Below are 19734 nucleotides of genomic sequence, written 5' to 3'. Positions count from 1 at the left end.
GAGGAGGCCAGCCGTGCGTCTGATCCTGATTTTCCTGTTGGGATGCCTGTTATCAACCACGTCGCTGGCGGCCTCCGAGCCCGGCGAAGCGCAGTTGCAGCAGGAGCTTCAACAGGCGCAAGCCAATAAAGACGCCCCCGGCCAGGCAGATATCATCCGGGAACTGCAGTCCGCACTGCGGTTGCTGGATGATCGTCGGGAAACCCGCCAACGCGCAGATCAATACCAGCGCATCATCGACGATTTTCCCCGGTTGATGCAGGACCTGCGCCAGCAATTGATGGCGGAGGAAAATAAACCGCCGTCATTGCCCAAAACCCAATCCGTCAATGAACTGGAACAACTGATTGTCCAGTTCGGCAGCCAGTTGCTGGAACAAAGCCGTCAACTCCAGCAGGAGCAGGATCGACTGCGTGAAATCAGCGATTCGTTGACCCAACTGCCGCAACAGCAAACGGAAGCCAACCGCGCCCTGAGCGATGTGGAACGCCGCGTGCAGGCGCTGGGCTCGCCGACCACCGCGCTGGGGCAAGCGCAGGCCGCCGCGTTGCAAACGGAACTGTCGCTGCGTAAAAGCCGGGTCAATGAACTGGAGCTGGAACAACTCTCTGCCAGTAATCGACAGGAACTCTCGCGCCTGCGGGCCGATCTCTACAAAAAACGCCGCGACCGGCTGGATAACCAATTACAGTCGCTGCGCAGCACGCTGAATACCCTACGTCAGAAAGAAGCCGAGCAGGCGCTGGAGCGTACCGAACTGCTGGCGGAACAGGAGGGCGAGCTGCCGGAAGCCATTTCCCGCCAGTTGCAGCTCAACCGCGAGCTCTCCGTGGCGCTCAACCAGCAGGCGCAGCGCATCGATCAGATCGCCGCCCAGCAACGGCAGACCACGGCGCAAACGCTGCAAGTGCGTCAGGCGCTCGGCACCCTGCGTGAACAAGCGCAGTGGTTGGGCGCCTCTCCGGCACTGGGAGAAACGCTGCGCGCGCAGGTGGCGCGGCTACCGGAAATGCCCAAATCTCAACGGCTGGACGGTGAAATGGCTCAGTTACGGGCCCAGCGTCTGCATTATGAGGATCTGCTGAACCGGCAGAGCCAGGACGCGCCAGCCTCTGTAGACGGCAACGCAACGCTCTCTGCCGCACAGCAGAAAATATTCAATGATCAGCGGCGCACCCAGCGCGATCTGCTGACCTCGCTGATGTCCGGTTGCGATACGCAGATTCTGGAGCTGACCAAACTGAAAGTCGCCAGCAACCAGCTGGAGGACGCGCTTAACGAAATTCGCGACGCCGCCCACCGCTATCTGTTCTGGGTCGCGGATGTGGATCCCGTCGGTTTCGCCTACCCGCTCGAACTGCTGCACGACCTCTCCCGGCTGTTGTCGCTGGATACGCTGACACAACTGAGCGGCGCGCTCCTCATGATGTTTACCAGTAGCGGCTCGCTGTTGCCGTTGCTGGGCGCATTGCTGCTGGTCGGGCTCAGCATCAGTTCCCGCCGCCACTACCATGCGTTTCTGGAACGGGCCAGTAGCCGGGTCGGCAAAGTGACGTTGGACTACTTCATGCTGACGCTGCGCACCGTGTTCTGGTCAATAATGGTGGCGATTCCGTTGCCGGTGCTCTGGGCGGCGTTGGGATATGGCCTGCAAAACGCCTGGCCCTATCCGGTGGCCGTCGCCATCGGCGACAGTGTGACCGCCACCGTCCCCCTGATGTGGGTAGTGATGATCAGTGCGTCCTTCGCTCACCGGCAGGGTTTGTTCATCGTGCATTTCGGCTGGCCGCCGCGACAGGTGGCGCGCGCCATGCGCTACTACCGACTCTCCATCGGCTTTATCGTTCCGCTGATCATGGCGCTGATTACCTTCGATAACCTCAATGATCGGGAGTTCTCCGGCTCGCTGGGGCGACTGTGCTTTGTCCTGCTGTGCATGGCGCTAAGTCTGGTCACTACCGGGCTGAAACGCGCCGGGATCCCGCTTTATCTGGATAAAGAAGGCTCCGGTGAGAATCCCATCAACCGGGCGATGTGGAACTTATTGATTTGTATTCCCCTTTTCGCTGCGCTGGCTGCCTGCCTTGGCTATCTGACCACCTCGCAAGCGCTGCTGGCCCGGCTGGAAACCTCGGTCGCCATCTGGTTCTTCCTGCTGGTGGTGTATCACATCATCCGGCGTTGGATGCTGATTCAGCGCCGCCGCATCGCGTTCGACCGCGCCAGGCAGCGCCGGGCGGAAATTCTGGCGGCGCGCGCCCGCGGCGAAGAAGATCAAACAGCCTATGAATCCGGCGTCGACAATATTGAAGAGCCGGTCGTCGATCTGGACGCCATCAGCGCCAGATCGCTGAAACTGGTACGCTCGATTCTGACGCTGATGGCCCTGGTCTCGGTGATCGTGTTGTGGTCGGAAATCCATTCCGCCTTCGCCTTTATGGAAAACATCAGTTTGTGGAATGTCACCAGTTCGGTGAAAGGCGTCGACAGTATCCAGCCGATTACTCTCGGCGCATTGCTGATCGCCACACTGATTTTCATCATCACCGCCCAATTGGTGCGCAACCTGCCCGCGTTGCTGGAGTTGGCGGTTTTGCAGCATATCGAGCTGTCGCCCGGCACCGGTTACGCCATTATCACCGTCAGCAAATACCTGCTGATTCTGGTGGGCGGCCTGATGGGATTCTCCATGATAGGCATCGAATGGTCGAAGTTACAGTGGCTGGTCGCCGCGCTGGGTGTGGGGTTGGGGTTCGGGCTGCAGGAGATCTTCGCCAACTTTATCTCCGGCCTGATCATCCTGTTCGAAAAGCCGATTCGTATCGGCGATACCGTCACCATCCGCGACCTGACCGGCAGCGTGATGCGTATCAATACCCGCGCCACGACGATTTCCGACTGGGATCGCAAAGAGATCATCGTCCCCAATAAAGCGTTCATCACTGAACAATTCATCAACTGGTCGCTGTCCGACTCGGTAACTCGCGTCGTCCTGACTATCCCCGCACCCGCCGACGCCAATACGCAGGATGTTACCGCGCTGCTGTTAGACGCAGTGCAACGCTGCTCGCTGGTGCTGGACAACCCGCCGCCGGAGGTCTTTCTGGTGGATCTGCGCCAGGGCATCCAGATTTTCGAATTGCGTATCTTCGCCGCAGAAATGGGCCACCGCATGCCGCTGCGCCACGAATTGCATCAGTTGATTCTGGAAAGTTATCGCCAGCACAACCTGGTGATGCCGTTCCCGCCGTTCCAGGTACAGATGGATTCGGTGCAAATCGTCGGGCGCAATGCCGCAGCCTCAACTCGCACTGCCGGTGGGTTATAGCCTTTCAGCAAAAAGAAAACCACGGTAAGCAACGGCTTCCGTGATTTTCTGCGGCAGACAACAAAAAGAACGGTATATCAGGCGCGTTCTACGGTAAACGCGATAACATCGCCGATGGACTCTGCATTCAGCGCCAGCATAATCAGACGATCTACCCCCAACGCCACGCCGGAACAGGGCGGGATCCCGGCGCTCAACGCCGAGAGCAGGTGTTCGTCGATCGGTTGTACCGTCAGGCCACGCGCTGCACGCTTACGGTTATCCTGTTCAAACCGCTGACGCTGTTCGTGGCTGTCGGTCAGTTCGCAAAAACCGTTCGCCAGTTCGATCCCTTTGAAGTAGGCCTCGAAGCGCTCCGCCACCCGGTGATCTTCGGTGCTGATTTCGGCCAGTGCGGCCTGCGTCGCCGGGAAATGGTAGACGAATGCCGGCTTGTCACGCCCGATGTGAGGCTCCACTCCCACGGTGAACAGCAGCTGCAGCAACGTATCGCGATCCTCTTCCTGACAAGCGACATCGCCGACGCCCAGCTTTTCCGCCACGTCGCGCAGTTGCGCTTTGTCGGCGGACAGCGGGTCGACCGCCAGATGGCGCTGAAACGCCTGCTGATAGGAAAGCATCTCGGCGCTCTCGCACTCCAGCACCTGCTGCAGCAGATCATCCACCTCGTTCATCAGGCGGTACATATCATAATGAGGGCGATACCACTCCAGCATGGTGAATTCCGGATTATGGAAACGACCGGACTCTTCATTGCGAAAGCTGCGACACAGCTGATAGATAGGGCCGCTGCCGGCCGCCAGCAGGCGCTTCATGTGGTATTCGGGACTGGTTATCATGTAGAGCTCGATGCCATCCGCTGCACCGGGGCCGACAAAACGGGTCTGGAAAGGAAATAGGTGAATGTCCGTGACCGTCGCTTGACTTAGGGCTGGTGTTTCCACCTCTAACACCCCGCGATCAGAGAAGAAGCGACGAATTTCTTTCATGATGGACGCACGCTTCAACAGATTGGCAATCGGAGCACTGGGCTGCCAGCTTACCGTTTCGCTCATGATGGTTTACTCCTAATCAAACGGAGGTGCAGTCTACCCGCATCATAGGGGCCAGACAATCCACCGTGTCGACGAATTAGACAACGCTACGACGGTACCAGAGATTAGCGGGCACATAATTAGAGGGCCATGCTGCCGGGCATCGAATCACGGCGTAGCGGCAAGTTTTACAACGAAACATTCGCTAAACGTCGCGGCATAATAAACACGCGCTCGGCATACGGCATACCCACAATTACCCCCATCATGCGTCAAGTTGGCGGTGTGTGAGCGGCGTTTGCCCACCCGAGTCACTGACTGAAGTAAGCATATCGGGATTCATTCACTTGCCCTCTTCCCGTCACCTGAATTATTTAGGGTATATCCAGTTGAAGATTTTCCCATATCGGCAACTAACCTATTATTAAAGAAATAAAAGTGCCATTTTTACCTGAATCACATTTTCCATCATGTTTTACCGATTATTTCTTATGAATTATTAAAAAACAGCAAAATGATGGATCACATCAAATTTCAGACGATAATGAATCGCTATAATCATTCCCATACAAAAAAAGAGTATTAATAGCTTAGTATTTGATACTCTGACATTTTTTAACTGACTTGATGCTTTGAAAATTAAACGGAAAATATTAAGGGCACTGTTTTAACCCATATTATTTTCTTAATTAATTTATTTAACTTAAGTAACTGGAGGAATGCAGTGCAAACCTTTAATGCCGATTTGGCCATTATCGGGGCCGGGGGAGCAGGTTTACGTGCAGCTATTGCAGCTGCTGAAGCTAATCCCCAACTCAAAATTGCGCTGATCTCTAAAGTCTACCCGATGCGTAGCCACACTGTGGCCGCCGAAGGTGGATCGGCAGCGGTCGCTCAAGATCATGACAGCTTTGATTTCCACTTCCACGATACGGTGGCAGGCGGTGACTGGCTGTGTGAGCAGGATGTGGTTGAGCATTTCGTGCAGAACTGTCCGCACGAGATGACCCTGATGGAGCAATGGGGCTGCCCGTGGAGCCGTAAACCGGACGGTTCGATCAACGTGCGTCGCTTCGGCGGCATGAAGATCGAACGTACCTGGTTCGCTGCGGACAAAACCGGCTTCCACATGCTGCACACGTTGTTCCAGACCTCGATCAAATACCCGCAGATCCAGCGCTTCGACGAACATTTCGTACTGGATATTCTGGTGGATGACGGCCATGCCCGCGGGCTTGTCGCCATCAACATGATGGAAGGCTCGCTGGTTCAGATCCGCGCCAACGCCGTCGTGATGGCAACCGGCGGCGCCGGCCGCGTTTACCGCTACAACACCAACGGCGGCATCGTGACCGGAGACGGTATGGGTATGGCGTTCCGCCACGGTATACCGCTGCGCGATATGGAATTCGTTCAGTACCATCCGACCGGCCTGCCGGGTTCCGGTATCCTGATGACTGAAGGCTGCCGCGGCGAAGGCGGTATCATGGTCAACAAGGACGGCTACCGTTATCTGCAGGACTACGGCCTCGGGCCGGAAACTCCGCTGGGCGAACCGAAAAACAAATACATGGAACTCGGCCCGCGCGACAAAGTCTCCCAGGCGTTCTGGCACGAATGGCGCGCCGGGCGCACCATCTCCACGCCGCTGGGCGATGTCGTGTACCTCGACCTGCGCCACCTGGGTGAGAAAAAGCTGAAAGAGCGTCTGCCGTTCATCTGCGAACTGGCGAAAGCTTACGTGGGCGTAGACCCGGTAAAAGAGCCGATTCCCATCCGTCCGACCGCGCACTACACCATGGGCGGTATCGAAACCGACCAGCAGTGTGAAACCCGTATCAAGGGTCTGTTCGCCGCCGGCGAATGTTCCTCTGTCGGTTTGCACGGCGCCAACCGTCTGGGTTCCAACTCACTGGCGGAATTGGTGGTCTTCGGCCGCGTAGCGGGCGAGAAAGCAGTAGAGCGCTCCCGTGAAGCCACGCCGGCCAACAGTAGCGCCCTCGACGCGCAAGCCCGCGATGTAGAACAGCGTCTGCACACGCTGATGAAGCAGGAAGGTACTGAAAGCTGGGCCAAAATCCGTGACGAAATGGGTCTGTCCATGGAAGAAGGCTGCGGCATCTACCGTACCACCGAGTTGATGCAGAAAACCGTCGACAAGCTGGCCGAGCTGAAAGAGCGCTTCAAACGAGTGAAAATTACCGATCACTCCAGCGTGTTCAACACCGATCTGCTCTACACCATCGAGCTGGGCCATAGCCTGGACGTTGCCGAATGTATGGCGCATTCCGCTATCAATCGTCGCGAATCACGCGGCGCGCACCAACGTCTGGATGAAGGCTGCACCAAACGCGATGACGTGAACTTCCTGAAACATACCCTGGCTTACTACAACCCGGAAGGCGCGCCGCGTCTGGAATACAGCGACGTGAAGATCACCAAGCTGCCGCCAGCCGAACGTGTTTACGGTGCAGAGGCTGAAGCTCAGGAGAAAAACAAGAAGGAGCAAGCGAATGGCTGAGTTGCAAACCCTGAAAATGGAAGTCATGCGCTACAATCCGGAACAGGACAACGCGCCGCACTTCGAAACCTATAGCGTGCCATACAGCCGTGAAACCTCACTGCTCGACGCGCTGGGCTACATCAAGGACAACCTGGCGCCAGACCTCTCCTACCGCTGGTCGTGCCGTATGGCTATCTGCGGCTCTTGCGGCATGATGGTCAACAATGTGCCGAAGTTGGCCTGTAAAACCTTCCTGCGCGACTATGCCGGCGGCATGAAAATCGAAGCGCTGGGCAACTTCCCGATCGAACGCGATCTGGTGGTGGACATGACTCATTTCATCGAGAGTCTGGAAGCCATCAAACCTTACGTCATCGGCAACGATCGCAAACCGGAGCAGGGCACCAACAAGCAAACTCCGGCGCAGATGGCCAAATACCACCAGTTTTCGGGGTGTATCAACTGCGGCCTGTGCTATGCCGCCTGCCCGCAGTTCGGCCTGAACCCGGAATTCATCGGCCCGGCCGCCATTACATTGGCGCACCGTTACAATCTGGATAGCCGCGACCACGGCAAGAAAGAGCGTATGCCTATGCTGAACGGTGACAACGGCGTCTGGAGCTGTACGTTCGTCGGTTACTGCTCCGAAGTGTGTCCGAAGCATGTTGATCCCGCAGCCGCCATTCAGCAAGGCAAAGTGGAAAGTGCCAAAGACTTCATGATCGCCATGCTGAAACCACAATAAGGGAGGGAGGCAAAATAATGACAACCAAACGTAAAGCGTATGTCCGCGGCATGACGCCTACCTGGTGGCAGAAGCTCGGGTTCTATCGCTTCTACATGTTGCGCGAAGGTACTGCCGTTTTGGCCGTGTGGTTCAGCATCGTTCTGCTGTACGGCGTATCTTCACTGAAAGGCGGTCCGGAAGGCTGGAGCCACTTCGTGTCGTTCCTGCAAAGCCCGCTGGTGCTGCTGATCAACCTGGTGGCGCTGCTGGCGGCGATACTGCATACCAAAACTTGGTTCGATCTGGCGCCGAAGGCATCTATTGTCATCGTCAACGATGAAAAAATGGCGCCGGAACCGATTATCAAAGGGCTGTGGGCCGTTACTGTCGTCGTCACTCTGGCGGTGCTGGCCATCGCCTTGCTGTTCTGAGCGGGAGGAATAACGTGATTAATCAGAAACCAAAACGTTCCGATGAACCACCATTCTGGGGGCTGTTCGGTGCCGGCGGCATGTGGAGCGCCATTTTCTCTCCGGTGATCATCCTGCTGATCGGCTTACTGTTGCCGTTGGGTCTGTTCCCCGGCGCACTGGCCTATGAACGCATCGCGGCCTTCAGCCACAGCTTCATCGGCCGCGCATTCCTGCTGCTGATGATCGTGTTGCCGCTGTGGTGCGGCCTGCACCGTATGCATCACGCCATGCACGATCTGAAAATCCACGTCCCAGCCGGGAAGTGGGTATTTTACGGTTTGGCCGCTATTTTGACTGTAGTGACCTTAATTAGCATCGTAACGCTGTAAAACGAACCGTAACCCTGCTCAACGGCCTGCATATGTAGGCCGTTTTTATTATTGTTCCCTACCGTTTCCCCCATGGCGATTTTTTATTCCCCGCGCGAATGAAAGCCATCGATTTATCACGTCACATGTCGGCACTAAAAATAATCGTCTGCAACATCCTGATAGGAAAAATAGACATATTTGACGAGCCACAGGAGCAAATTCATACACCATAACGACAAGGGATAAAATAGATTTGATAAATGATTAACAACGACAAAACATAATGTTTTCGAAACGGGAGAAATAACTCGTTTCCCACCACCTGACCGCAGTAAAAAATAATCAACCGATCAGATAAAACGTTACGAATAATAGTTAAAATTGCATTTCATTTTTATTATTTTATCACCTACCAATAGACAGCACGGCTATTGTCGTCGCGTCGACGACATCATGAATAGTGAAAAACCATCTATCTTTACTACGTCAAAGTACAGGACAACTGGCTGGCATGTTGCCCTGCAACGTGAAGCATGGCAGGTATAATCTGTTTATTTTTTCAGCCGAGAATCTTGTCCCTAAACATAAAAAATACCGCACCCAAGAGACACAACCCGGCCCAGATATAATCGGTTCGGAAAGGTTCTTTCAAAATAACGATGGAAAACGGAATGAAAACCGACAGGCTGATCACTTCCTGCAGAATTTTCAATTGGCCCGCCGATGCCACCTGATAGCCGATGCGGTTCGCCGGCACCTGCAGCAGATACTCAAACAGTGCGATCCCCCAGCTGACCAGTGCCGCCACAATCCAGGTGCGCCCGCTGAAATAACGCAAATGCCCATACCAGGCAAAGGTCATGAACAGGTTACTAAGGCTGAGCATACAAACGGTAATAATCAATGGCGACATAGGGCTTCTCCTTAACGAGTCAGGCGGCATTATTACGCCCCACGGGGAAAAACGCTATCAGACAGTCACCCACTCAACAGCGGCAGGGAAAAACAGGCAGGGAGATAAAAAAACCGCCGCGATTGCGGCGGTTCACCGGGGAATTACTTCACGCGGGAAACGTATTCGCCAGAGCGAGTGTCCACTTTGATCACTTCGCCAATCTGAACGAACAACGGCACCTTCACTACCGCACCGGTCGTCAAGGTTGCAGGTTTACCGCCAGTACCGGCCGTATCACCTTTCAGGCCCGGATCGGTCTCGGTAATTTCCAGTTCAACGAAGTTCGGCGGAGTCACCGCGATCGGCTGGCCGTTCCACAGCGTCAGCACACATTCAGCCTGCTCAACCAGCCACTTGGCGTTATCGCCAACAGCTTTGGCGTCTGCGGCCAACTGTTCGAAAGTTTCGTTATTCATGAAGTGCCAGAACTCACCGTCGTTGTAGAGGTAAGTCAGGTTCATGTCCATCACATCAGCCGCCTCGACGGAGTCGCCGGATTTGAAGGTTTTTTCCAGCACTTTACCGGAAATCAGCTTGCGGATTTTGACGCGGTTGAACGCCTGTCCCTTGCCCGGTTTCACAAATTCGTTTTCAACGATCGCACACGGCTCCCCGTCCTGCATGATTTTAAGACCGGAACGGAATTCGTTGGTACTATAAGACGCCATGTTGGTCCTCTTAATACTGGTAGCTTAGCCAAAAAATGGCACACATTATAACCCGAAAACCCGCAGCTGGAGAAGATTGGCTGCAACAACTCGCCGATGTCATCACCGATCCAGGTGAATTACTGCAACTTCTGGCACTTAGCGACCATCCATTGCTGTCTCAGGGACACGAAGCGCGGAAATTATTCCCCCTGCGCGTCCCCCGCGCATTCGCGGCGCGTATGCAGCCGGGCGATCCCGACGATCCGCTGTTAAAACAGGTGATCACTTCACAAGCGGAATTCCTGCTCGCGCCCGGATTCACCAACGATCCGCTGGACGAACAACGTAGCGTCGTGCCGGGATTGCTGCACAAATACTACAATCGGGCGCTGCTGCTGGTCAAAGGGGGTTGCGCAGTAAATTGCCGCTACTGTTTTCGCCGCCATTTTCCCTATCAGGAGAACCAGGGCAGCAAAGCCAACTGGCGGCAGGCACTGGACTATATCCACCAGCATCCGGAACTGGACGAAATTATTTTTTCCGGCGGCGACCCATTGATGGCCAAAGACCACGAACTGGACTGGTTATTGACCGGGCTGGAGCAAATAACGCACCTGAAACGGCTGCGTATTCATTCACGGTTGCCGGTTGTCATTCCGGCGCGTATCACCGAAACGTTAAGCCAGCGGCTGGCTCAATCCCGCCTGCAAATTCTGCTAGTCACCCATATCAATCATGCCAATGAAATCGATGCCGAACTGGCGCAAGGGCTGCAACGACTGCGCCGGGCAGGCGTCACACTACTGAACCAGAGCGTCCTGCTGCGCGGAGTCAATGACTCGGCCGATGAGCTGGCGAATCTGAGCCATGCTTTATTCGATGCAGGCGTCATGCCCTACTACCTGCATGTGCTGGATAAAGTGCAAGGAGCCGCACATTTTTTGGTGCCGGATGACGAGGCGATAGCACTGATCAAAACGTTAATGACCCAAGTGTCGGGTTATCTGGTGCCGCGGCTGGTCAGAGAAATTGGTGGTGAAGCCAGCAAAACGCCGCTGGAGCTGAGTATGCGGCAGCATTAGACGCTGCCGCTGGATTAACCGGTCAGGAAAACCTCACGACATCAGGGGCACTTGAACACCTGCCCCTGCATTTTGCTGTCCAGCGGCGCGAAGCTGGACAGGAAGGTCTGGCTAGGAGAGCTGATGCCAAAAATCACATTACCGCCCATCGCAGCGGCCTTATTACGCAGATCGTTGGCGGCGCCGCGCATGGAGCTGCCTTCATTGCCGCTGCCGGATAGCCAGTTAGACTGCGTCCCCGTCACCGACCCCAACAGCTGGCACTCACTGCCCGGTTTGGTATCCGTAAAGCGAACCGCTTGCCCTGCTGCGCTCAATTCATTGGTGGTACTGCATCCCGCCAACAACATTGCGGCAGAAAACCCCATCAGAACTCGAATCCGCATACACCCCTCCATGCTCATTAATTGACAGGTCGGTGCCGATACACCGGCGCCCCGGCCGCTTTAGGCTGCGTTGCATCATACCATCGCCACTTTAACGGTAATCGGGTGAACCATAACATTTCTGTTAAAAACCACCTTGATCGACGACATTCGATGCGTCACATCACTGCTTTCGATAAAAAACAGGCCCCGAAAACGGAGCCTATCATCCTAGCCGGACTCAATCGATTAGTGGGCACGCCACTGTTTGAAACGATTAATCAGCCCATTGGTGGAGCTGTCATGACTGCTGACGGCACTCTCATCCTGCAGTTCAGGCAGGATACGGTTGGCAAGCTGTTTGCCCAGTTCCACGCCCCACTGATCGAAGGTGAAAATGTTCAGGATCGCGCCCTGGGTGAAGATCTTGTGTTCATACAGCGCGATCAACGCACCTAGGCTGTACGGCGTGATTTCCCGCAGCAGGATAGAGTTGGTCGGGCGGTTCCCTTCGAACACTTTGAAAGGGGCCACATGTTCGACATCCTTGGCGGATTTGCCCGCCGCCGCAAACTCGGCTTCCACTTCCGCGCGGGATTTGCCGAACGCCAGCGCTTCAGTCTGGGCGAAGAAGTTGGACAGCAGCTTACTGTGGTGATCGCTAAGTGCGTTGTGAGTGAGTGCCGGCGCGATAAAGTCACACGGCACCAGCTTGGTGCCCTGGTGGATCAACTGGTAGAACGCATGCTGACCATTGGTGCCCGGCTCGCCCCAAATGATTGGCCCGGTCTGGTAATCCACCGCCTGACCGTTGCGATCGACATACTTACCGTTGGACTCCATATTGCCTTGCTGGAAATAAGCGGCAAAACGATGCATGTACTGGTCATAGGGCAGAATCGCTTCAGTTTCCGCGCCAAAAAAATTGTTATACCAAATGCCGATCAGCGCCAACAGCACCGGCAGGTTTTTCTCCGCCGGCACTGTGGCAAAGTGCTGATCCATGGCGTGCGCACCGCTCAGTAACTGCTCGAAATGGTCAAAACCGATAGACAAAATAATCGACAGCCCGATCGCCGACCACAGGGAATAACGACCGCCGACCCAGTCCCAGAACTCGAACATATTGTCGATATCAATGCCGAATTCGCTGACCGCCTTACCGTTGGTGGACAACGCCGCAAAATGTTTGGCGACATGCTTTTCATCACCCGCCGCCTTCAGGAACCAGTCGCGGGCGCTGTGGGCATTGGTCATGGTTTCCTGGGTAGTGAATGTTTTCGACGCCACCAGGAATAACGTGGTTTCCGGATCGACACGCTTGAGTGTCTCGGCGATATGAGTGCCGTCGACATTCGACACAAAGTGCATGACGAGGTGATTTTTGTACGGACGCAACGCTTCAGTCACCATGTAAGGGCCGAGATCGGAACCGCCGATGCCGATGTTCACGACATCGGTGATCGCCTTGCCGGTATACCCCTTCCAGTCGCCGCCGATGACTCGCTCGCTGAACGCCTTCATTTTTTGCAATACGGCATTGACCGCCGGCATCACATCCTGACCATCGACGATAATCGGGGTATTGCTACGGTTGCGCAGCGCGACATGTAATACGGCGCGGTCTTCGGTACGGTTGATTTTTTCGCCTGAAAACATCGACCTGATCGCCCCGGACAGATTAGTTTCACGCGCCAGCGCCTGCAGTTTTTCCAACGTCTCTGCGGTGATGCGGTTTTTGGAATAATCCACCAACATCAGATCATCAAACGTGGCGGAAAAACGGTCGAAACGGTTGGCATCCTTGGCGAACAAATCGCTGATAGTGACCTCGTTCATGGCAGCAAAATGCTGCTGCAATGCCTGCCAGGCGGCGGTTTGCGTCGGGTTGATATTTTTCATCACACTACTCTTTAGGTTAAGAATAAATCCGTAAGTTCTGTCCCGATTGTATCCCGTAACACTAGGCTTGAAAGCCCTTTTCTTGCGAAATACCAAAGCCCCGGTCATTGATGATTGACAGTCGTGCCGTTACCCGCTATTTGTAAAAGCCTACTTGCGCGCCCGTTGCGCAAGCCAGAAGAGGTGCATCGCCCAGGCAAGGTATCGGAGGAACCGTAATCCGTAAGAAGATACCCCAGGGGGAGCGATGCCGAGGCGGAATGAACGACACGGCGAGCATTCCGTCGACTGCAGGGGCTGAATCCCCTGGGTTGTCACCAGCATCGCTTTGCAAGCTCAAAGCGTTCAGCAAGGTGGAGCGCTTCTGGGTGTATCGTAGCCTGTGTTCCTACGCCTGCTCCCTGCTTACCGCTCTTTCCTTGTGCCAAGGCTGATTTACGGACCGCTGTTGTCGATGATGACAATTACGCCCCTGACACGAGGTTTTTGAAATGCCCACAACGACTGAAAATACCCTGATTATTGCCAAATTTGGCGGTACCAGCGTCGCCGACTTCGACGCCATGAACCGCAGCGCAGACATCGTTCTTACTGATCCTAACGTGCGTATCGTCGTGCTTTCCGCCTCCGCCGGCGTCACCAATCTGTTGGTGGCATTGGCTGAAGGACTGGCACCGGCAGAGCGAACAGCAAACCTGGACAAAATCCGCCAGATCCAATACGCCATCGTCAATCGCCTGACGCATCCGGATGTGATTCGAGAAGAGATCGATCGCATGCTGGATAATGTTGCCCGCCTGTCGGAAGCCACCGCGCTCGCCACCTCCAACGCGCTAACCGACGAACTGGTCAGTCACGGCGAACTGATGTCCACCCTGCTGTTCGTGGAAATTCTGCGCGAGCGCAACGTACCGTCCGAATGGTTTGATGTTCGCAAAATCATGCGCACCAACGACCGCTTCGGCCGTGCCGAACCAGACTGCGACGCGCTGGGCGAGCTCACCCAAAGCCAGTTGCAGCCGCGTCTGGCGCAAGGCAACCTGATCATAACTCAGGGTTTCATCGGCAGCGAAGCCAAAGGGCGCACCACCACATTGGGACGCGGCGGCAGCGACTACACCGCCGCGTTGTTGGGAGAAGCGTTGCGCGTTAACCGCATCGACATCTGGACCGACGTTCCCGGCATCTACACTACCGACCCGCGCGTGGTTCCCGCCGCTAAACGCATCGATCTAATTACCTTTGAAGAAGCCGCCGAGATGGCGACATTCGGCGCTAAAGTGCTGCACCCGGCCACGCTGTTGCCCGCAGTGCGCAGCGATATTCCGGTATTCGTCGGTTCCAGCAAAGATCCGGCCGCCGGCGGCACGCTGGTATGCAACCAAACCGAGAATCCGCCACTGTTCCGCGCGCTGGCGCTACGCCGCAAGCAGACGCTGCTGACGCTGCACAGCCTGAACATGTTGCACGCCCGCGGCTTCCTGGCAGAAGTATTCAGCATTCTGGCGCGTCATAACATCTCAGTGGATCTGATCACCACCTCGGAAGTGAACGTGGCGTTGACGCTGGATACCACCGGCTCCACCTCCACCGGAGATAGCCTGCTTTCCAGCGCTCTGCTGACGGAACTGTCGTCCCTGTGCCGGGTGGAAGTGGAGGAGAACCTGTCGCTGGTAGCGCTGATCGGCAACCAGTTGTCGCAGGCATGCGGCGTGGGCAAGGAGGTGTTTGGCGTACTGGAGCCGTTCAACATCCGGCTGATCTGCTACGGCGCCAGCACTCACAATCTGTGTTTTCTGGTGCCGTCCAGCGATGCCGAACAAGTGGTACAGACGCTGCACCGCAATTTGTTCGAAGAATGACGCGCCGGTTTCTCGACCGGAAACCGTCCGACACCGCCATCCGAAGCCATCACAGGCTTCGGATGTTTTATTTCCGCACCAGCACGCCACGTCGCGATTACAGTGACAATGTTGACCCTTCCCGCTCGTTATCTTCGTCTTCAGACGCCATCAGCACGCTATATGCCACCGAACAAAACAACGAATTCAGGCGGTTCATATCGCCCAACATACTCAGATGGAGCGAGCTGGTTTCCAGACTCTGCACATTCTGCTGGTGCAACCGTTCAACATGAGAATGGGAATACCGCCGGCTGAGAATGCGGAAGCGGTGTTTGGAACGACGCAAGCGCCTGGCCACTACGCTATCGCCGGACAGGAAGACTGACATGCTCAACCGAAGGTTCTCCACCAGCAACGCATACAGTTCGTTCAGCTCATTCATACCCGCCAGAGAAAAACTGCGCCGTACTCCGAGCGAATCATTGTTGATGTCATCGATGATGCGCTCGATGATATCGCCCGATTGCTCCATATCCATTGCCGTTTCAATAACTTCCGCCCAGCGCTGAGATTCGTGATCCGGTATGCCGACCCGGTCGATTTGCGCCAGATAGAGTTTGATGGCGTTGTACAACACATCCAGATCCTCATTGAGACGCCGGATGCCCTGCATCTGCTGATGGCTACCGTGGAGCGCGCCCTGAAAGCGCAGCAACATCTGTTCGACGATATCCCCCATGCGCAGCGTCTCCCTGGCCGCATTAGCCAGCGCCAGCGCCGGCGTTTCCAGTGCGCTGTTGTCCAGATGCTTCGGACGAACCCGGAGATCGAGCTCCTGTTCCATCGCGATCAAATGACTGCACAGTTTCGACATACTCTCGGCAAACGGCAACAGCAGCAGGCATCGAATCAGGTTGTAGGACAAATGGAAGTAGATCACCAGCTCCGAATCCGACAGGCCCGTAATTGCCAACCCGTCAGCCAGATACCCCATGGCCGGCAGCGCCGGCAGGCTGCCGATAAGTTTGAACAACATGCTGCCCAGCGCGACGCGACGCGCCGCTGCACCCTGCGCGCTGGTATTGATCATCGCCAGAATGCCGCTGCCCAGATTGGCGCCAATCACCAGACACAGCGCCACTTCCAGTGAAATCACATGGCTGGCGGTCAGCGTCGCCGTCAACAATACCGCCGCCAAACTGGAATAACTGACGATAGCGAACAGCGCCCCCAGTAACGCATCCAGTAAAATATCGCCGGTCAGCGTGGAGAACATGACTTTGACACCCGCCGCCTGCGTGATTGGCGTCGCTGCCTGCACAATCAACTCCAGCGCCAGAAGAATCAGGCCGAAGCCGATTGCCGCGCGCCCTATCTGCCCGGCGGGCATCTGTTTGCGGCTGAGAAACAAGACGACGCCCAGAAAAATCAGCAATGGCGAAAGCCAGGAGAGATCGAAGGTCATGACGCGCACCATCAGTGCGGTTCCGACATCCGCCCCCAGCAGAATCACCAGCGCCGGCGTCAGAGCAATCAGCCCCTGAGAGACGAACGAGGTCGTGAGCAATGCCGTGGCGTTACTGCTCTGCACCAACGCCGTCACCCCCAACCCGGCAAGAAATGCCAGCGGTTTGTGGCTGACGCTAGCGCTTATCGCTCGCCGCAACCGTGCGCCATAAACCCGCATAATCCCGGTACGGGCGATATGCGTTCCCCAGACCAACAACGCGATGGCCGACAACAGGTGCAACAGCGTCAACACAGAACAAATACTCCATCAGTCAAAGGAAATCGGTTCACCGTGACGGCGACGCCCGGTAAAAGGATCTGTCCAGCGGGCTCAGGCCGGCAGGGTCATTCCTCTATTGTGACAGTTTATCCGTTCTTAAGTGGTCTCATGGGCGCTTGGGCCGGAAATTTTTCAAAACTTCTGGCCTGATCAATAACCCTCGGTGTTTAGCACGCCGTTGGCAGGACAAGATCGCTGTTTTCAGCACGACGCCTCATCTTCCGCCGCCGATACAACAGGCGAATGAATGGATGACGAACGTCGATTCAGACAGACATGGATCAATAGCGCCGATAGCAAAGTCACAGCCGACAACAGCACCATCAGTTGATTGAAAGCGTGCAGATAGATCGTCCGCCAATACGCCAGCGGCATATACTGCAATAACGACGCATTGCCGCTGACCAAATAGCGGATATCGGCCAGGGCGGCGTCATTCGAGTTCGTCAGTTGCCCACTCATCAGCGCCACCAGACAGGTCGATACCGTCGCCAACGTGATGCCTTCTCCGGCAACTCGCACTGTACTGAAAATACCGGTCGCCATCCCGGCGCGATCGCGCGGAACCACGCTGACGGACAGCGCATCCATCAGCCCCCAGGGTAAACCGGCACCAATACCGATCGCCAACATCGACAGCAATGTCATCACATGCCGTTCGCTGACGCTCAGCGCGTACAGACCCGCCGCCGCAAGCACCAACCCCAGGCAGCACAAGCGAGCCGGCGCGGCCCAGCGCGTCAGGTATACGGCAAGTCCCGGCACCACCAGCATCGGGCCGGACAACGCCACCATAAACAGCCCCGTCGTCATGCTATCAAGCCCTTCAGCGCCCATAAAACGGGCGGGAAGCAGCGCCAATAACACCACAAAGCAGTAACAAGTCGCCACCGGCAGAAGCTGGACGCCGATAAACGCCGGATAGCGAAACAGCGACAAATCCAACATGGGAAACGGGGAACGTCGCGCCATCACCACGAACGCCACCCAACAACAGAGGCTGCCGCCCAGCAACAACTGTACCAACGGCGCCCCCCACCCTGACGACGCCACCTGCAAAATCCCCCAGGTCATTAGCGCCAGCGCCATGCTGAACAGCAGAATACCGGGCAGATCCAGTGGATTGGGCCGCGCGGCGCTCGACTCCCGCATCCAGCGTTTTCCCGCCAACGTCGCCAGCCCGCCGATCAATACCGACAACAGGAAAACACTGCGCCATCCGCCCTGCTCAACCAGATAACCGGCCAGTACCGGCCCGCACGACAGTCCAATGCCGAAACTGGTGCCCTGCATGCCGAACGCGCGTAACCTTGCCGACCCCTCAAACGCATCCGCCAGCGCCGCCCCACCGCCTGCCAGCATGGCAGCACCGGCAGCCCCTTGTACCGCACGCCAGAGATCCAGTATCAGGATATTGGGCGAAAAACCGATCAACAGCGATGCACAGGTAAAAACCACCACGCCCACAATAAATAGCCGCCTGCGACCGTGGTTGTCCGCCAGCGATCCCATCGTCATCAGCAAACTGCCGAACGCCAATATAAACGCATTCGATACCCAATTCAGCGCCTGCGGCGGCCCGCCCATCTCATGGGCAATCGCCGGGATCGCCAGTATGCCGCCGGTAAAATTGAGCGGCAAAATGCTGCTCGCCATGCAGACGGCCACCAGCGAACCCGCACGACTAAACCTGACCTGTGATCCCACTTTCATTACCCAATGCCCTCATTCATTTGTGATAGGCTGACAGGATAAAACGGCGGGTTAATGGCAAAAATACCCTGAAAATCCCCAATGACAGGACAAAAAATCCGGAATGAACGGTATCGAAAGTTTGAGCGGTATGATGGCCTTCGTGAAAGCGGTGGAAAGCGGCAGCTTTGCCAGCGCCTCGGAGCGGCTGGGGATCTCCGCCTCCGCCGTCGGCAAAAGCGTGGCCCGGCTGGAAAGCGCGCTGGGCGTCAGGTTGCTGAACCGCAGTACCCGGCAGCTCAGCCTGACGGATGAAGGACAACTGTTCTATGAGCGAGCCAGACGCATCGCCGTCGACCTCGAAGAAACGCAATTCGCGCTGGCGCAGCTCACCGGCAACCCCGCAGGGCGGCTACGCATCAGCCTGCCCGCTATCGGCTATCGCATGCTGCTGCCGAGCCTGCCGCAATTTGTGTCCCACTATCCTGACATCGAACTGGATTTGGATTTTACCGATCGGCTGGTGGATGTGATCGGCGAAGGCGTGGACGTGGCCATCCGCAGCGGTACGCTGGAGGATTCACAACTCCGTAGCCGACGGCTGGGCAGCTATCGTCTGTTGCTGGTCGCCGCACCGGACTACTTACAACGCTATGGTGCGCCGACGACACCGCAACAGCTAAGCCAACACCGCTGTCTGCACTACCGTTTTTCCCGTACCGGGCAGTTGATGCAGTGGGACATCCCCGGCGTCACCATGGCCGCCCTGTCGGAAAAACTGGTGTTTTCCAATCTGGAAGCTCAGCTTTCAGCCACGATACAAGGGCTGGGGATTGCTTATGTCCCGGACTTCGCCGTCAGACAGGAACTACAGGACGGGCGACTCACTGCGCTATTGACGGCGCATACCACGACCGGCGGGCACTTTTCCCTGTTGTGGCCGGATAACCGCCATATGCTGCCCAAGTTGCGCGCTTTTATCGACTTTCTATGCGAACACCATCCGCTGGGCCCGTAACGTTCCTGACGACGTGCGGCAAGCGACGATAATGGATGGAACGTACAGGCACCGCCAGTGA

15 protein-coding genes and 1 riboswitch are annotated in these 19734 nt (G+C 56.2%); of the genes, 8 read left to right on the top strand and 7 right to left on the bottom strand.

Features of this window, described 5'->3' with window-relative positions; genetic code table 11:
- Positions 1-13: 13 nt before the first annotated feature.
- The gene (gene mscM / locus HEP82_RS17765; protein ID WP_192459285.1) at positions 14-3328 is read left to right on the top strand and encodes a miniconductance mechanosensitive channel MscM; all 3315 of its coding nucleotides are present in this window, start codon (positions 14-16) and stop codon (positions 3326-3328) included.
- A gap of 77 nt (positions 3329-3405) precedes the next feature.
- On the opposite strand, the gene epmA is transcribed toward mscM, so the two are convergent.
- A complete protein-coding gene (epmA, locus tag HEP82_RS17760) occupies positions 3406-4383 on the bottom strand; it encodes an elongation factor P--(R)-beta-lysine ligase (RefSeq protein WP_192459284.1) in 978 nt (325 codons plus the stop codon).
- Between the two features lie 703 nt (positions 4384-5086).
- On the opposite strand from epmA, the gene frdA reads away from it, so the two are divergent.
- From frdA to frdD, 4 genes are read left to right on the top strand one after another with little or no spacing between them, the layout of a single operon-like run.
- The gene (frdA, locus tag HEP82_RS17755; protein ID WP_192459283.1) at positions 5087-6883 is read left to right on the top strand and encodes a fumarate reductase (quinol) flavoprotein subunit; all 1797 of its coding nucleotides are present in this window, start codon (positions 5087-5089) and stop codon (positions 6881-6883) included.
- Positions 6876-7610 carry a succinate dehydrogenase/fumarate reductase iron-sulfur subunit gene (locus HEP82_RS17750; RefSeq protein WP_192459282.1) on the top strand — a complete coding sequence of 245 codons (735 nt, stop codon included), beginning with the start codon at positions 6876-6878 and terminating at the stop codon, positions 7608-7610. The genes frdA and HEP82_RS17750 overlap by 8 nt, the downstream gene beginning before the upstream one ends.
- Before the next feature lie 17 nt (positions 7611-7627).
- The gene (frdC, locus tag HEP82_RS17745) at positions 7628-8023 is read left to right on the top strand and encodes a fumarate reductase subunit FrdC (RefSeq protein ID WP_192459281.1); all 396 of its coding nucleotides are present in this window, start codon (positions 7628-7630) and stop codon (positions 8021-8023) included.
- Positions 8024-8037: 14 nt separating this feature from the next.
- Positions 8038-8394 carry a fumarate reductase subunit FrdD gene (frdD, locus tag HEP82_RS17740; protein ID WP_192459280.1) on the top strand — a complete coding sequence of 119 codons (357 nt, stop codon included), beginning with the start codon at positions 8038-8040 and terminating at the stop codon, positions 8392-8394.
- 541 nt (positions 8395-8935) lie between these two features.
- Here frdD and HEP82_RS17735 read toward each other — a convergent pair.
- A complete protein-coding gene (locus HEP82_RS17735) occupies positions 8936-9289 on the bottom strand; it encodes a DMT family protein (RefSeq protein ID WP_012764097.1) in 354 nt (117 codons plus the stop codon).
- Positions 9290-9432: 143 nt separating this feature from the next.
- Positions 9433-9999: an elongation factor P gene (gene efp, locus HEP82_RS17730; protein ID WP_012764096.1), complete on the bottom strand. Its 567-nt coding sequence runs from the start codon at positions 9997-9999 to the stop codon at positions 9433-9435.
- A 35-nt stretch (positions 10000-10034) separates the two neighbouring features.
- Here efp and epmB point away from each other — a divergent pair, with 35 nt between their 5' ends.
- On the top strand, positions 10035-11063 hold the full coding sequence (gene epmB / locus HEP82_RS17725; protein ID WP_192459279.1) for an EF-P beta-lysylation protein EpmB: 1029 nt from the start codon (positions 10035-10037) through the stop codon (positions 11061-11063).
- Between the two features lie 41 nt (positions 11064-11104).
- On the opposite strand, the gene HEP82_RS17720 is transcribed toward epmB, so the two are convergent.
- Positions 11105-11449: a DUF4156 domain-containing protein gene (locus HEP82_RS17720; protein ID WP_192459278.1), complete on the bottom strand. Its 345-nt coding sequence runs from the start codon at positions 11447-11449 to the stop codon at positions 11105-11107.
- Between the two features lie 228 nt (positions 11450-11677).
- Complete coding sequence (gene pgi / locus HEP82_RS17715) at positions 11678-13330, bottom strand: glucose-6-phosphate isomerase (RefSeq protein ID WP_192459277.1); 1653 nt, start codon at positions 13328-13330, stop codon at positions 11678-11680.
- A gap of 170 nt (positions 13331-13500) precedes the next feature.
- Positions 13501-13702: riboswitch (Lysine riboswitch) on the top strand.
- Between the two features lie 119 nt (positions 13703-13821).
- Here pgi and lysC point away from each other — a divergent pair.
- Positions 13822-15192 (top strand): lysine-sensitive aspartokinase 3, encoded by a 1371-nt coding sequence (gene lysC / locus HEP82_RS17710; protein WP_192459276.1) that lies wholly within the window; start codon positions 13822-13824, stop codon positions 15190-15192.
- A gap of 97 nt (positions 15193-15289) precedes the next feature.
- Here lysC and HEP82_RS17705 read toward each other — a convergent pair whose 3' ends face one another.
- Complete coding sequence (locus HEP82_RS17705; protein WP_192459275.1) at positions 15290-16936, bottom strand: Na/Pi cotransporter family protein; 1647 nt, start codon at positions 16934-16936, stop codon at positions 15290-15292.
- Between the two features lie 228 nt (positions 16937-17164).
- Positions 17165-18676, bottom strand: coding sequence for an MFS transporter (locus HEP82_RS17700; RefSeq protein ID WP_192459274.1), 1512 nt, complete (start codon positions 18674-18676; stop codon positions 17165-17167).
- A gap of 112 nt (positions 18677-18788) precedes the next feature.
- On the opposite strand from HEP82_RS17700, the gene HEP82_RS17695 reads away from it, so the two are divergent.
- Positions 18789-19673: a LysR family transcriptional regulator gene (locus HEP82_RS17695; protein ID WP_192459298.1), complete on the top strand. Its 885-nt coding sequence runs from the start codon at positions 18789-18791 to the stop codon at positions 19671-19673.
- Positions 19674-19734: the final 61 nt, after the last annotated feature.

This window comes from Musicola keenii (assembly GCF_014855505.1).
GTDB classification, from domain to species: Bacteria; Pseudomonadota; Gammaproteobacteria; order Enterobacterales; family Enterobacteriaceae; genus Musicola; species Musicola paradisiaca.
Note: the sequence above shows the minus strand (reverse complement) of the source record. Positions and strands in the feature narration are given on the sequence as shown.